Annotated in this window: 14 protein-coding genes; 1 reads left to right on the top strand and 13 read right to left on the bottom strand. The window is 65.7% G+C overall.

From position 1 onward, the window contains the following. Positions 1-26 precede the first annotated feature (26 nt). From tssG to AADZ90_RS18660, 9 genes are all read right to left on the bottom strand, one after another. On the bottom strand, positions 27-1,013 hold the full coding sequence (gene tssG, locus AADZ90_RS18700; RefSeq protein WP_367311543.1) for a type VI secretion system baseplate subunit TssG: 987 nt from the start codon (positions 1,011-1,013) through the stop codon (positions 27-29). After that, the gene (gene tssF / locus AADZ90_RS18695) at positions 1,010-2,926 is read right to left on the bottom strand and encodes a type VI secretion system baseplate subunit TssF (RefSeq protein ID WP_367311544.1); all 1,917 of its coding nucleotides are present in this window, start codon (positions 2,924-2,926) and stop codon (positions 1,010-1,012) included. Before tssF ends, tssG begins: the two co-directional genes overlap by 4 nt. A gap of 4 nt (positions 2,927-2,930) precedes the next feature. Then, entirely contained in the window at positions 2,931-3,491 is a 561-nt protein-coding gene (gene tssE / locus AADZ90_RS18690) for a type VI secretion system baseplate subunit TssE (RefSeq protein ID WP_411997093.1), read from the bottom strand. Positions 3,492-3,634: 143 nt separating this feature from the next. Further along, complete coding sequence (locus AADZ90_RS18685; RefSeq protein ID WP_367311546.1) at positions 3,635-4,132, bottom strand: Hcp family type VI secretion system effector; 498 nt, start codon at positions 4,130-4,132, stop codon at positions 3,635-3,637. Between the two features lie 57 nt (positions 4,133-4,189). Continuing rightward, positions 4,190-5,686, bottom strand: a complete 1,497-nt coding sequence (gene tssC / locus AADZ90_RS18680) for a type VI secretion system contractile sheath large subunit (RefSeq protein ID WP_367311547.1) — start codon at positions 5,684-5,686, stop codon at positions 4,190-4,192. A gap of 55 nt (positions 5,687-5,741) precedes the next feature. Then, a complete protein-coding gene (gene tssB / locus AADZ90_RS18675) occupies positions 5,742-6,275 on the bottom strand; it encodes a type VI secretion system contractile sheath small subunit (RefSeq protein ID WP_367311548.1) in 534 nt (177 codons plus the stop codon). Positions 6,276-6,410: 135 nt separating this feature from the next. Then, positions 6,411-7,775, bottom strand: coding sequence for a type VI secretion system protein TssA (locus tag AADZ90_RS18670; protein ID WP_367311549.1), 1,365 nt, complete (start codon positions 7,773-7,775; stop codon positions 6,411-6,413). A gap of 76 nt (positions 7,776-7,851) precedes the next feature. Then, positions 7,852-9,138: a type VI secretion system-associated FHA domain protein TagH gene (gene tagH / locus AADZ90_RS18665; protein ID WP_411997092.1), complete on the bottom strand. Its 1,287-nt coding sequence runs from the start codon at positions 9,136-9,138 to the stop codon at positions 7,852-7,854. A 34-nt stretch (positions 9,139-9,172) separates the two neighbouring features. Continuing rightward, entirely contained in the window at positions 9,173-9,811 is a 639-nt protein-coding gene (locus AADZ90_RS18660) for a DUF6931 family protein (protein ID WP_367312253.1), read from the bottom strand. Between the two features lie 217 nt (positions 9,812-10,028). On the opposite strand from AADZ90_RS18660, the gene AADZ90_RS18655 reads away from it, so the two are divergent. Continuing rightward, positions 10,029-11,069 carry a serine hydrolase domain-containing protein gene (locus AADZ90_RS18655; RefSeq protein WP_367312252.1) on the top strand — a complete coding sequence of 347 codons (1,041 nt, stop codon included), beginning with the start codon at positions 10,029-10,031 and terminating at the stop codon, positions 11,067-11,069. A 30-nt stretch (positions 11,070-11,099) separates the two neighbouring features. Here the strand turns inward: AADZ90_RS18655 and AADZ90_RS18650 are convergent, their stop codons facing one another. The 4 genes from AADZ90_RS18650 to AADZ90_RS18635 form a co-directional block, all read right to left on the bottom strand. After that, the gene (locus AADZ90_RS18650) at positions 11,100-11,528 is read right to left on the bottom strand and encodes a YybH family protein (protein ID WP_367312251.1); all 429 of its coding nucleotides are present in this window, start codon (positions 11,526-11,528) and stop codon (positions 11,100-11,102) included. 74 nt (positions 11,529-11,602) lie between these two features. Continuing rightward, positions 11,603-12,277 carry a glutathione S-transferase family protein gene (locus AADZ90_RS18645; protein ID WP_367312250.1) on the bottom strand — a complete coding sequence of 225 codons (675 nt, stop codon included), beginning with the start codon at positions 12,275-12,277 and terminating at the stop codon, positions 11,603-11,605. Beyond that, positions 12,274-12,765: a VOC family protein gene (locus tag AADZ90_RS18640; RefSeq protein WP_367312249.1), complete on the bottom strand. Its 492-nt coding sequence runs from the start codon at positions 12,763-12,765 to the stop codon at positions 12,274-12,276. Before AADZ90_RS18640 ends, AADZ90_RS18645 begins: the two co-directional genes overlap by 4 nt. Continuing rightward, positions 12,762-13,247: a VOC family protein gene (locus AADZ90_RS18635; RefSeq protein WP_367312248.1), complete on the bottom strand. Its 486-nt coding sequence runs from the start codon at positions 13,245-13,247 to the stop codon at positions 12,762-12,764. The genes AADZ90_RS18640 and AADZ90_RS18635 overlap by 4 nt, the downstream gene beginning before the upstream one ends. Between the last annotated feature and the right edge of the window lie 2 nt (positions 13,248-13,249).

Here is a 13,249-nt window from a genome sequence, read left to right as displayed (position 1 = left end):
TCCCCGTTCCCCTTGGGTTCAATACTTTACGCGGCGGCCGGAAGTGTTTCCGGGTCCAGTACAAAGGTCGTGCTGTCGATGAAATCGTCGGCCTCGCCCGGATCGGGCGGGGCGATACAGGCCATATACCCCAGCTCGACCGTCTCGCCGAGCTTGGCGGGAGGGATCTGGGAGGCGAGAAGGGCAAGCGTGACGCGGATGTCGAAGCGCTTGCCCAGATACCAGAAGATCAGGTCGCAAAGCGTGGCGTGATCGGGCCCGCCCGGCAGGAAGCGGCGGTATTGGGCGAGCGTCGAGAAGCGGAAGTGCAGCCCGATGGTTTCCGACACCGACGGGATGCGGCTGCCCATGATGCAATCCTGGCCCAGCGTCGCGCCCTGCTGGCCGATGCGGGAATAGGCGTCGGGCTCGAAGTCCATCCAGCCCAGCAGATGTTCGTTCACGTCGACCGGCGTGTGGAACAGGTGTTCGATCATCTGGCGCAGGCGGACGGGGCTTTTGATGCGATTGCCAGCATGCGCGACGAGCGGCAGCTTGAACGTGTCGGGCAGGTGGCTGTGGCCGTGGAAGGCGGGCGTGCCGATGCCCGCGATGGCGGCGATGTAGTCCTGGAAGCGGTCCTGCGACGGGTGGTCGAACTGGCTGATCGCGTGGGTGTCGGACCAGGCGCGGAAGAAGAGCTCCTGAAAGCGGGCGGCGAAGATGTCGGCGAAGGCGACGAAGGCGTCGTCGCCCATGTCGAACCAGCGGCGGACGTCTTCGGTGGTGGTGAGCGGCAGCGGCCCTTGCGGGCCGAAAAGGCCGAGGAGTTGCAGGCGCAGGCGGGGTTTGCCGTTTGCGGGCCGTTCGAAGTTCGAGGCGTCGGAGCCCGGGAAGGCGAGGAACGGATCCTGGCCGAGGGCGACGATTTCTTCCTTCAGGGTGCGGTTGCGGCCTATGGGGGGCTTGTCCGCCGCGTCGCGTTCGAGGCGGCGGAGCGTGGCGAGATAGCCGAGCTTGGTCGCGTCTGTCATATCAGCGGCCCGGTGCCGGTGCGCGGCGGGAAGGTGTGGATGTCGCCCCGCTGTTCCGAGGCGATCACCGTCTGGGTGAACGAGTTGATCGCGGCGTGTTCGGCCATGAATCGGTCAAGCACCGCACCCAAGAGCATGATGCCCGAGCCTTCGAAGGCGGTTTCGTCGAAGGTGATCCGAATTTCCAACCCGCGCGCCGGGTGGTATCCCGTGCCGCGTTTGATGGAGCGGACGATGGGCCGGGTTTCGACGGCGCGGATGCCGACAAGCTGTGCCTCGGTCACGGCGTCGGACAGGTCGGTGAAAAGCGACAGCATCTCGCGCAGGGCGGACGCACCCAGGCGGTCGCCGCGATGGTCGAGGCCGTATTCCGAGAGCGAGAGATAGGAGATGAGGCGCCAGTAATTGTCGCCCTGGGTCGCGCGGTGGGGGCCGGATTTCTCGATCTCGGTCATCGACTCCCGTGGTTTCGTCGGGCCTGCGACGCAGGCGAGCGTGATGGCCACGTCATCGGTCATGTAGAAATCGGTGTCGGAGCCTGCTAGCGGCAGGTGGTCGGGCAGGTGGCGGTTCGACGCCAGCCCGCGGACCTGCAGGCGCTGGGCGCGTTCCTCTTCCGGGGTGCCGGGGGGTTCGTAGATCGAGATGAAGGTTTCCGTGCCGCGGTAGCGGTGGCGCTGGCCGAAGCGACGTTCCTGTTCGGTCAGGCGGCGCTGCTTCTTGCGGTCGGTGTAATAGAGCGCCTGGCGCGGGTTCAGGTCGCCTTCGGGCAGGTCATAGAGGCGGTGGACGCGCACCTTGGATTTGACGCCGGGATAATGCGCCCAGACGTCAAGGATGCGGTGGAATTCGTAATGGGTGACGGGCGAAGAGTCTGGCGTCACGACATATTCGTGGCGCTTGTCGTCGATGCGGACGGAGGCGGAGTGTTCCTCGAACAGGTTCACGGCAGGGACGGTGTGAAGCGACAGGTCCTTCGCCTCAAGCCGGGCGGCGAGCGCGGGGTTGGCACTGTCGAATTCCAGCAGCAGCTGGCACTCGGTCCGGTCGATCCGGGGGAGGATCTTGGACAGACCGGTGAGTTTCATGCCGAGGAACGCGCGGGGGAAGACGAAGGCCTCGCGCAGCAGCGCGAAGCCGTGGAAATGGCCCGACCGGCGGGGGAAGACGCGGTGGCGCGGGTCGAAGTTGATCTGCTCGATCGCCTTCGGGTCGAGGCGCTGGAAGACCGGGTCGCCGTTCTTGTCGAGCCAGCGCAGCGTCGCGCGGGTGAGGCCGCAGTGGATTTGCTCGTAAAGCGCGATGGCTTCCGAGAATTCGTTGAGGAAATGGAGGGTGATCTCGTCGGCCTCGACCTCTGCGAGGGCGCCGGTGCCTTCGGCGCGGGCGAGGTCGATCTGGAGGCCCGCCTTGGTGCCCTGTGCGGGATCGAGGCCGAGCGCGGTGAAGCGGCCGAGCGCGTCGTGATAGGCGGCCTCTGGGATCGCGAGGGGCCAGAGGGTGAGCGGGGCGCAGGTCTGGAAGCGGCAGGAGACGCGCTGGTCGGCATCGACGAAGCGGGCGTCGATATAGCTGCCCGCCGGGAAGGATTTGCCGTGGACGATATCCTTGTCGTCGAGCGGCGGGTTGCCCCGGACGAGCGCGGCGGATGGCGTGGGGTCGATTGCGTCGGGGAAGATCTGGTCGAGGTATTCGCGGGTGAAGGTGCGAAACTCCTCATCCATCTTGAGCTGGACGCGGGCGGCGAGGAAGGCGGTTCCTTCGAGCAGGCCCGCGATGGCGGGGTCGAGGTTTTCCTTCATCAGCCCGCCCAGACGGTCGGCGAGGCCGGGATATTCGGCGGCGAATTCGGCCGAGCGTTCGTAGAGCAGGGCAAGCTCGCGTTCGTAGGCGTCGCGGAAGGCCTTTTTCATCGCGTCAGCCCTTGATCCGCTTCATCTGCATCTTGCCCGCGCCCACATCGACCTCGGCCACGAAATCAAGCGGGATGTCGACGGGATCGGCGGCGAGATCGGCGGATATGTCGAAGCAGAGCTTCTGCTCTGGATCGTCCTCGTGTTCGGTGTTCACCACGATTTCGACCGTGCTGGCGATCAGGCGGGGTTCGAAGGTGACGATCGTCTTGCGGATCGCCTCTTTCACGGCGCTGAGCGTCATCGTGTTGTTTGACAGCGAACTGAGATCGTCGAAGCCGTAATTGATGACGGATTTGCGGATATGAGGCCAGTCGTCGAGGTCGATCGTCGCGTCGAGCCGGACGGTGTTCATCAGGTTGCCGAGGTCGAGGCTGAGTTCGCGCCGGAGGGTGCGTTCGTCGACGCCGTCGCGGCGCTGGCGGGAGCGCTTGGTCAGGTCGCGGTCGCCATCCTTGAGTGCCGCATCCTGTTTGCGCGCGTCGCCCGCGGCGTGGGCCGCGCGGAAGACCTGCATGAGCGACATCTGACGCTTGTCGCGCTGGCTGCCCTCTTTCGGGGGCATGGTACGGTCGGAATGAAGACGTTGAACCATAAAGCCAAAAAGAATCTATCTACGCTGCCAGCAAGAGCTTAGCAGACAGAATATAAAAAAGGACCGGCGTGCAACACGCCGGTCCCGAAAGTCCGGAAAACCGGAAGGAGTGCTTACGCGCTCCACTCGGTGTTTTCGGCGATTTCCCAGCCGTAGCCCTGGGAGGCACCGGCGTTCCCGGCATCGTCCTGGGTGGTGTAGGTGATGTGGAACTTGCGGAAGTTCAGCATCAGGTTTTCCTGGATCCGGTCGAGACCGTCCTTGGAGCCACCCGTCTGGTAGGACGTGACCATGATGTTTTCGACCTTCATGACGAAGTACTCGACCGGGGTCGTGCCGCCCGACTTGCGCACGGTCAGCGTACCGCTTTCGATATGGGTGCCGTCGCAGCACTTGCGCATCAGGTCGTTGGAAGCGAGGTCGACATACTTGGTCACGGCAAGGTCGCCGACATTGACTTTGCCGCCGCCGCCGCCGCCGCCCATGTGGGTGGTGCCCGAGTTCGTCATGTTCCAGGACCAGGCGAGGATATCCATCGTGTCCTTGTGGGTGGTGTCCTGCGACTCGCCTTTGATGTTGTTCGAGAGTTCTAGAAAGATGTCGACGGCCATAGCCTGTCTCCTTGGTAATGAAGTTTAGGTTTGATTACACCGGAACGAATTACTTGATCACTTTCCCCCGGGGAGCTTGGAAACCAAACTCATTCCGATATCCATGCCTTCCAGCTGGAAGTGCGGTTTCAGGAAGAATTTCCCGGTATAATAGCCAGGATTTTCCTCGTCTTCGATGACCTCGACCTTCGCGCCGGCCAAGGGTTTCTTCGCCTTTTCCTTTTCGGTGGCGCTTTCGGGATTGGCAGAGACGTAGGTGTTGATCCAGGTCTGGAGGTCTTTCTCCAGTTGGACACGGTCCGGGCTCTGGCCAATTTTGTCGCGGACCATGCACTTGAGGTAGTGGCTGAACCGGGACACGGCGAAGATGTAGGGCAGCCTCGACGACATGTTGTCGGAGGCGGTTGCCAGCTCGTCGACATACTTCTTCGGGCGGTAGAGCGTCTGCGCCCCGATGAAGGCTGCCTTGTCGGTGTGCTTGCGGTGGATCAGGCCGATGAGGCCTGCCTTGCTGAGTTCCGCTTCGCGGCGGTCGGTGATCGACACTTCGGTCGGGCACTTCATCTCTTTCGAGCCGTCGCCGGTATCGAAGGTGTGGGTCGGCAGGTTCGTCACCTCGCCGCCCGAGGTCACGCCGCGGATCTGGACCGTCCAGCCGTGCTCCTTGTGGGCCCGGTTGATGTTGGCGGCCATGGCGTGCGCCGCGTTCATCCAGCCGTACTTCTCGCCCTTGTGGCCGTCGGTCTCTTCCTCGAAGGCGAATTCCTCGACCACCGAGGTGCTGTCCTGTCCGTAGGGTTCGCGCGCCAGGGCGCGGGGCAGGACGAGGGCCAGATAGCGGCTGTTTTCAATGTCGCGAAGCGAGTTCCAGGCGGCGTAGTCCGGCGTGTCGAAGATCTCCGACAGGTCGGGCGGCGTGGAGATTTCGTTCCAGTTGTCGAGGCCCAGAACATCCGGCGCGGCGCCGGAGATGAAGGGCGCGTGCGCCGCCGCGGCGATCTGGCCGAGCGAGCGGAGAAGCGAGACGTCAGCGGTGCCCTGGGTGAAGTAGTAGTCGCCGATCAGGGCGCCGAAGGGCTTGCCGCCCAGCGTGCCGAATTCCTTTTCGTAGACCTTCTGGTGCAGCGGGCTCTTGTCCCACTTGGCGCCGGGATAGCGGCGCAGGTCCTTGGCCAGTTCTGCCTTGGAGGCGTTGAAGACCTTCACCCGCAGGCTGGCATCGGTTTCGGAATTGTTGACCGTGTAGGCCAGACCGCGCCAGGAGCTTTCGATCTTCTGGAATTCTTCATGGTGGATGATCTCGTTGACCTGGGTGGTCAGCTTTTCGTCCAGCTTGGCGATCATCGCGTTGATCGTGTCGATCACGTCGTCGGAGATGACGGTCTGATCGCCGAGCGCCTCCTGCACGAGGGTGACGATCGCGTTGTCGACTTCCTGGGCGGCCACGTCGGTGCGTGGCTTGATGTTCTGCTTCAGGATATCGGAAAATTCCTCAAGCTCGTTGAGGGCGCCTTCCTGGACCTGAGCCTCTTGGGCTGTCGCTTCTTCTGCCATCTTTACCCCATCCTACTATCCCGGGCCGCCCGCGTCCGGGCGGCATGTGCCGGGATCAGTTGTCTTCGGTTTTCTCGTCGTCGCCGTCGGTTTCCTTGCTGCGTTCGGCCAGCACCTTGAGCAGCTCGGGATCATTCAGAAGCTTCGCCACCTGGTCCTGCGCCTTGGGCTTGGAGCTCATGTAGCGCTGCAGGTTTGCGAGGTGTTCGCGGGCCTCGAGCAGCTTCTTGAGCGCGGGCACCTGGCGGGCCACCTCGGCCGGGTTGAGGTCGTCCATCTTGCGGAACTGCAGGTCGACGCCCAGCTTCTGGCCGCTATCGGGGTTCAGCTTGTCCTCGACATTGAAGGTCACGCCGGGGGCCACGCTTTCCATGTAGCTGTCGAGCGAGGCGGAGGTGACATCGGTAAATTCACGCTCGTCGAAGGCGGGTTTCTCAACCGGAGAGTTGTTGCCGGAGAGGTCGGACATGACGCCCATCACGAAGGGCAGTTCGACCATCTGTTCGCTGTCGTAGGGGTCTTCGTAGGAGATATGCACACGCGGCTTGCGGTTGCGTTTGATGAAATCGGTGCTCTTGTCGGAAGCCATTTCTCAAATCTCCTTGCTTGGGCGGATCAAAGCGTTTGAACCCTGTCAAGTCAACGCGTTTTGCGGCTTTTTTAGTGCCAATGCAGGTTTGCCCCACCCCTTCGGGGGGAGCATTCCACCCCTTTGGGGGGATGGTTATTCCGTCGGGGTCTCCTTGGGTAACAGTTCGGTAATGAGGGACTGGAAATCCTTGTCCAGATAGATCCGTGCCCGGGCCAGAAGAAGGGGAATCGGACTCGCTGGCTGGTTGATCCTGTAGTAGTCCTCCACCCCCTTGAGATTGGCCGCGACATCGGCCCGGTTGTTGATGGCGGGTGGGGTCACGACGGCCTCTTCGGTCGGACCGGATTTGGGCGCTTCGCCCGAGAGCATGCGCAGCCGCTCCATCGGAAGGGCAAAGCCGGTGGCGGCGCCGAAGTCGATGGTGGCGGTGCCCGCCCGGTTCGGCAGCAGCGTCTCGATCGCCTCGATCAGGGGTTTGCCGATCAGGAGGCGGGCCTGGGTGACGAGCAGGACCGCGGCCGATGTCGGCTCTCTCGTCGCGAAGTAGCCTTCGATCGCCTGGAGCGCGGTGCGGGCGGCGGCCTGGCTGTCGATGCTGGTGGCGCCGACCGAGGGTGTCGGCGGTGCTGCGGCAGGCGCGGCATCTGCCGGAGCGTCGGCATCGACGGTCGCCTCGGCGCCCTCGGGCGCGGCGTCTTCCGCCGGTGCGGGCGCGGCCGGTTCGGCGGCCGCGGCAAGGTCGCTGCGGGCCTGGTGGATCAGGTCGAGCATCCGGTCGAGGACCTGGGTCGTCGCCTCGAGATTGACGTTGAAGGGCTGGTTGTCGTCGCTCAGGCAGGCGGAGCGGATCCGAGCCAGAGCGCCCCGCGCCGTGACGAGGCTGGTGTGGACCTCTTCGACCTTGGCGGCCGCGCCAGCATCGCCGAGGGCCGAGGTGACGGTGGAGGCCTGCAGGTTCTCTTCACTCTCGCCGCGGGGGGAGGCCTCGCCGCTCGCGACCATGTAATAGCGCAGGGTCGCGCTGTTTGGCGGCGCCATGTCGGCGTGCTGGAGCGGCATGATGACCGTTGCGATCGTCGTCAGATCCTCAAGCGTCCCGCGCCGGTCGGAGGGGCCGTCGGCGGTGGTGGGATGAACCTCGCGCGGGAAGGTTTCCAGGAGCGTCGCCATGCCGTCGACCGCTTCGGCGAAGCTGGGGAGATTACCCGCAAGCGCCGAGAAACGCGCGAGGAGCGACAGGAGCCGCAGGTCGCGGCTTTCCTTGAGCAGCCCGGTGATCTTTTCGCGTTCGTGTTTCAGGTCGACCGAGGCGGGATCGAAGAGCTGATCGCCGCGCCCTTCGCCGCCCGACGAGATGCCGGGGGTGAAGTAGCGTTCGGGCATCCGCGCCTCGGCCTCGTAGAAGTATTCGACGAAGCCGTCGTGGTCGTCTTCCTCGAGGTTGGGGCCGCAAGGTGCGTCGTCGGAAATCGGGTCTTTCAGAAAGTCGAGCGTCATCGAAAAAGTGTTCCCTGGCAAAACCGTTCGCGGGCGCGACCGTGGGGCTTTCGCGCTGGCCCGTCAAGCGGGGCGGTTAGCCGGGCTTTTTGCCCGACGCGACCGCCTGGGCGTAGCTTTCCGCGAAGTAGGCGAGGAAGACGTCGAGCATCCCGTTCTCGTGCGCGGCCGCCTTGGCATCCCAGCGTTGCACGAAGGTATCCCACGCCTTGCCCTTGCGGCCCGCGCCCAGAAGGCCGCTGCCGGCGCTTTCCTCGATCGCCTCTGGCGCCAGATCCTCCAGCAGCCGGGCGAGGGCAGGCTGGATCGCGGCGAAGACGGCGGATTGGTGCATCCGGACGTCGGCTAGCGCCGCCTGTGTCGCCTCGGCGCTATGCTGGAAGCCGTCGCGCGGGGTGAAGAGCATCACGTCAAGCGCCTGATCGGCGGACGGCATGAACTTGAGCGGGTTGTTCGCGGTCGCGCCCATCATCGTGCGTTCGCCCGCCCTGGTGAACTGCTTGGCCGAGGCGCGGTCGCGCAGCAGCGTCATCAGCTCTTCGGCCATGACGCGCATGGTGCGGCCGAGTTCGCGGGCGAGCGCTGCCTCGTCGATGCTGCCGGGCGGGGCGGGGGGCAGGCCCGCGCCTTCGCGGAAGGCGGCGGCCAGCTGGCCGCCGGGGGCCACGGGGGCAGGGGCCGCCTGAGCGGGAGATGTGGCGGGGGCCGCAAGTGGAGGAGCCGCCTGCGGCATGCCGGGCGCGCCAAACGGGCTGTCGGAGGCCGGGGGCGCGGCGGCGGGCGCCACCGGCTGCGGGACAACGGGCGCGGCAGCCGGGGCCTGCGGGGCCGGGCGCTGGACCGGGGCGGCGGGGGGCGGCGCGGGGGCGAAGCCGGGGGTCGCGATGAACTCGTCGGCGAAATCGTCGAACTGGTGGGCGGGCGGGGCCGGGTTGGGGTCGATCGGGTCGAAGTTCGATCCGCCGACCGACCAGGGATCGGCCTCTGCCGCGAAGTTGCCCGGCGCCGGTTGCTGGAACGGGTCGGGTGCCGCGGCGGCGGACGCGCCCGCGCCGAGCGAGACGGCGATGATGTAATGCCCCACCTGGAAGCGGTCGCCCTCGGCCAGCCGGTGCGCCCCGTCCAGCCGGTAGGGCTGACCGATCAGGAACGTCCCGTTGGTGGACGTATCGGTCAGCCAATAGGTGCCATCGGTGAAGCTGATCGTGAAATGCTGGCTCGACACATGCCGGGCGGGATCGGGCAGCGTCCAGTCGGAATTGGGGCTGCGTCCGACCGACAGGCCCTGGCTGTCGACCGTGATCTGGGCCGGGCCGCCATCGTCCAGCCGGTCGTAATTCTCGATCTTGAGCGTCAGCGTCATGGCGGATCCGTGGTGCCGGAGGTCTCGGCAGGGGTCAATAGACCCTCAGGACCGATTCCGCCATGTCGATAAAGCGCGCAAGCAGGATCGAGCGGCGGTTGAGCGGGGCTGTCGCGAGGCAGGACAGGATCGCGGAGTTGATCGAGCGCGGCGCGCGGTAGGGCGCGACCGGCGCGGGGTCGTTCGGGGCGATCGACCCGCCCGACCAGCCGACGGCGAGCGCCAGCAGGATGACGGGCGACCGCCGCGGCGCCCAGAGCGCGTCGCGCATGATGCGGTGGCGGCGGTCCTGGGTCGGGTCGCCGACCCAGCGGGCGATGCGCGCCATCATCTCGTGATCGGTGGCATCGAATTTCTCGGGCATCGCGCGCAGGCATTCATGGGCCCACCAGATCGCGCGCTGGGGGATGGCGGCGAAGGCCGTGAAGGTCACCGCCTCTTCCGGGGTGGTCGAGGATCGCAGGCGGTAGAGGTAGGTGATCATATCCTCGCCCTCTTGCGGGCGGCGCTGGGTCAGCTCGGCCACTTGGGGCATCGCGGCGTAGAGGTCCTGCGGCGTGTCGAAGCGCAGGTTCTCGGCCGGTGGCCGGGTCTGTTCGTCGTCCTGGGACGGCGGCGCCTGCTCTGCCACGGGCGGGCGCGTCGCGTCGTCAGGCTCTTCTGTCGCAGACATTACGCGTCCCCCCGGTCGTCCAATGTCTTGGGTGAAATCGGTTTTGACTATTTGTTCCGGTCAGGATGCTTTCCGTCAAGGCAGGCACCTCCCCCCGGATGGGGGGACCCCGTTGGGCGGCGAAGGCGTTTGCCCGCTCAATGGGCATGGCGCAGGCTTTCTGATCGGCGATCTCTTGGATAGCGTCCCGGACGTAGGGGCTTTGGAAGGAGCGACCATGCGTCTGGTTCTGGGATTCACCGCCTTTTCTGCGATCTGCCTTTCTGGTGCGGCCAGTGCGGAGGGGATCCATAAGCCGATTGTCGATCTGGTGGAGCGGAACGACGCGGTGATTGCCGCCGTCGCCGCAACGGGGGAGGGCGCGCCGGCGATCGAGTTGGAGATCGCGGGGTTTCCCGCGGCGACCCCTGAGGCGCCGCTGATCGATCTGGGCTCGATCACGAAGGTCGTCACGGCGGTTGCGGTGCTGACGCTGGTCGATGGCGGGCAGCTGGGCCTCGACACGACCCTGGCGGAGCTGATGCCGGACGTCCCCCGCGACAAGGGCGGGATCACCGTTCATCAGCTTCTGACCCATACCAGCGGCCTGGTGGACTCGACGGGCGATGACGGTGAGCGGATCGGCCGCGCGGCCTTCGTCGCGCGCCTGATGGCCACTCCGCTGGATCGCGCACCCGGGGCGGGATACGCCTATTCGAATGCGGGGTATTCCCTGCTGGCCGCGATCATCGAGACGGTTTCGGGGCAGAGCTATGATGCCTACCTTCAGAGCGCCCTGATCGAGCCGCATGGGCTTGTCCCGATCGGCTATCAGGCGGCGTATGCCGAAGACCGGTCGCTCAGAAGCGGGCGGCAGGCCCTGACCGGTTTCCGGCGCCTTCCCATCGACCGGGCGAGCTGGGGCGGGGCGGAGCCGGGCTGGAACCTGATCGGAAATGGCGGCGCGGTGACGACGGCCGATGGTTTCCTGGCGTTCTGGACCGCGTTCTATCAAGGCCGCCTTGTCTCATCGGACCTGGTGGCGTTGGCGCTGACGCCGCATGCGGATGAAGGGGACGGGACGAGCTTTTACGGCTACGGGCTGGTCGTCGAGGATACGCCGGACCATGGCCGGACCTACTGGCATGACGGCGGGAACGAGATCTTCTCGGCGGAGTGGCGGCACTTGTCGCAGCAGGACGCGGCTTACTTCGTTGCGGCCCTGCGCAACGAGGCGTTCGACCGGATGGGCGAGGTTATGGCGGCTGTCGCGCAGTAGGCGACAGCCTCGGCGAGGGCCGCTTTGGGCCTATGCCGCGGGCGATAGATCCACCGCCGCCTTCAGCGATCCGTCCATATAGTATGGCGTCGAAGAATGGTCGTGGGCGATCCGCCAGTCGCCATCCGTCTTGCGGAAGCACATGGTCGTGCGGAACCAGATATCTTCCGCCGTCCCGTCGATCTTGGTCCCGCGGATCCGGTTGAGCGCCGTCGACCAGGCGATGCCGTCGCTGACGACCAGGTCCACATCGTCGGCATCGATCAGGACCGGACCGTCCCACGTGGCAAGCCAGGCGGCAATTCCGTCCCGGTCGAGCTTGTCTCTCAGCGGCGGGGCAAGGGAGTAGATCACCGCATCGGGCGCGTAGCAGCCGATGATGGCATCCGCATCCTTGTCGTGATGCGCCTGGCCGAGCCTTTGGCAGAGGGCTGATATCTTTTCGCGGTCGTTGGTCATTGCTTCTCTCTCTCCTGTTGTCTTGCGGTTTGGGGCTGGGCTGTGGTGATCTTGTCTCCCTGGCGCCTGGCCGTTCAGACGTCGATGGCGCCCGCCGGTGCGGCGATCTGCGCGTCGGCCGCCGCGAAATGCGCCAGCTGGTCGGCAAGGGCCTTCTGGAAGGCGGGGCGGGCGGTGGCGCGGTCCACATAGCCCTGGCAGGCCGGGTGATCCGCCAGGATGTCAGTTCCGTCGAAGAGGCGGAAAGCGTCCGCCATGAGAATGTCGGCGATGGAAAAGCGGCCGGCCAGCCAGTCGCGCGTCGCCAGAACGGCCTCCATCCCGTCGAGGCGGCCGGTCAGATAGGTATCCAGCGCCTCGCGTCCGGGGGTGCGGGTGTCATCCTTGGCGAAGTCGCAGATGATCCGCGGCAGGGCGGCGGTTTCGACCGAGTTCACGGCGGCGAAGACCCATTGCAGGACCTCCGCGCGCCCTTTGGGATCTTCGGGCATCAGCACGGGGGTCTGCAGACCCAGATGGACGAGGATGGCGCCGCTTTCGAAAAGGGTGATGTCGCCGTCGGTCAGAATCGGGACCTGTCCGAAGGGCTGCCGGGCGAGATGTTCGGCCCCGCGATCCTTGCCGGAGACCGTCCTGACGCTGTAGGGCAGCCCGGCCTCTTCCAGCGCCCACCGGACGCGCAGGTCGCGCACATACCCGCGCGGGAAGTCCGGTACCCAGGCGAGCGTCGTGAGGACGAGGCCGGTCATGCCACCGGTTCGCCCGTCGCGGCGCGGTCAAGCGTGGCGATGTCGATCTTGCCCATGGTCATCATCGCGTCGCAGACGCGCTTGGCCTTGGCGCGATCCGGATCGGCCGTCAGATCGAGCAGGAGGCGCGGCGTGATCTGCCAGGAATGGCCCCAGCGGTCCTTGCACCAGCCGCAGGCGCTTTCCGTCCCGCCAGTGCCGATGATGGCGTCCCAGTAGCGGTCGGTTTCTGCCTGATCCTCGGTCACGACCATGAAGCTGACGGCTTCGTTCGGGGTGAAGACCGGCCCGCCATTGAGCCCGAGGAAGCGGCGGCCGAGGACGGTGAACTCCACGGTCAGCTCCGCCCCTTCCTGCCCGCCGGGGAAGTCGGCGGGCGCGGTGTTGACCCGGCCCACATGGCTGTCGGGGAAGGTCTCGGCATAGAAGGCGGCGGCTTTCGCGGCCTGGCCATGGTCGAACCACAGGCAGGTGACGATATCGGTCATTGTCGATCTCCTTTGGTCTGGTCGTGTCCGTCGAACGCCGCACGCATCGCGGCGATATCAATCTTCTTCATCTGCATCATGGCGGCCTGCGCCCGCCCCGCCGCTGCCCTGTCGGGGTCGGAGAGCATGTGGGTGAGGGCTGTGGGCACGACCTGCCAGTGGACCCCGTAACGGTCACAGAGCCAGCCGCAATTCCCCTCGCTCCCCCCGTCGGTCAGCGCGGTCCAGAGGCGGTCGGTTTCGTCCTGGTCGAGGGTCGCGACCGAGATCGAGTGATCGTGTTTGGGCGTGAAGCTGTCGTTGCCATCCATCGCCATGAAGGGCGTACCCATGACCCGGAAGAGGACCATCTCCATGCCCGGTCCGATTGGCTGGATGTGGTCGACATGCGTGTCGGGGAGGGTCGCGGCGTAGAAGCGGGCGGCTTCGCCGGCCTTTTCCTTGAGGAAGATGCAGGTGCGGGCATTGGGACGGTCGGGCATGG

Source organism: Aestuariibius violaceus, from assembly GCF_040779325.2.
In the GTDB taxonomy this organism is placed as follows: Bacteria; Pseudomonadota; Alphaproteobacteria; order Rhodobacterales; family Rhodobacteraceae; genus Aestuariibius; species Aestuariibius violaceus.
The sequence above is the reverse complement of the archived record's forward strand: the minus strand, read 5'-3'. Positions and strand labels throughout refer to the sequence as shown.

What these genes read in the sequence shown, in the direction of transcription:
- tssG (WP_367311543.1), bottom strand. Translation starts at nt 1,013, where the DNA reads ATGACAGACGCGACCAAGCTCGGCTATCTCGCCACGCTCCGCCGCCTC.
- tssF (WP_367311544.1), bottom strand. Translation starts at nt 2,926, where the DNA reads ATGAAAAAGGCCTTCCGCGACGCCTACGAACGCGAGCTTGCCCTGCTC.
- tssE (WP_411997093.1), bottom strand. Translation starts at nt 3,491, where the DNA reads ATGCCCCCGAAAGAGGGCAGCCAGCGCGACAAGCGTCAGATGTCGCTC.
- AADZ90_RS18685 (WP_367311546.1), bottom strand. Translation starts at nt 4,132, where the DNA reads ATGGCCGTCGACATCTTTCTAGAACTCTCGAACAACATCAAAGGCGAG.
- tssC (WP_367311547.1), bottom strand. Translation starts at nt 5,686, where the DNA reads ATGGCAGAAGAAGCGACAGCCCAAGAGGCTCAGGTCCAGGAAGGCGCC.
- tssB (WP_367311548.1), bottom strand. Translation starts at nt 6,275, where the DNA reads ATGGCTTCCGACAAGAGCACCGATTTCATCAAACGCAACCGCAAGCCG.
- AADZ90_RS18670 (WP_367311549.1), bottom strand. Translation starts at nt 7,775, where the DNA reads ATGACGCTCGACTTTCTGAAAGACCCGATTTCCGACGACGCACCTTGC.
- tagH (WP_411997092.1), bottom strand. Translation starts at nt 9,138, where the DNA reads ATGACGCTGACGCTCAAGATCGAGAATTACGACCGGCTGGACGATGGC.
- AADZ90_RS18660 (WP_367312253.1), bottom strand. Translation starts at nt 9,811, where the DNA reads ATGTCTGCGACAGAAGAGCCTGACGACGCGACGCGCCCGCCCGTGGCA.
- AADZ90_RS18655 (WP_367312252.1), top strand. Translation starts at nt 10,029, where the DNA reads ATGCGTCTGGTTCTGGGATTCACCGCCTTTTCTGCGATCTGCCTTTCT.
- AADZ90_RS18650 (WP_367312251.1), bottom strand. Translation starts at nt 11,528, where the DNA reads ATGACCAACGACCGCGAAAAGATATCAGCCCTCTGCCAAAGGCTCGGC.
- AADZ90_RS18645 (WP_367312250.1), bottom strand. Translation starts at nt 12,277, where the DNA reads ATGACCGGCCTCGTCCTCACGACGCTCGCCTGGGTACCGGACTTCCCG.
- AADZ90_RS18640 (WP_367312249.1), bottom strand. Translation starts at nt 12,765, where the DNA reads ATGACCGATATCGTCACCTGCCTGTGGTTCGACCATGGCCAGGCCGCG.
- AADZ90_RS18635 (WP_367312248.1), bottom strand. Translation starts at nt 13,247, where the DNA reads ATGCCCGACCGTCCCAATGCCCGCACCTGCATCTTCCTCAAGGAAAAG.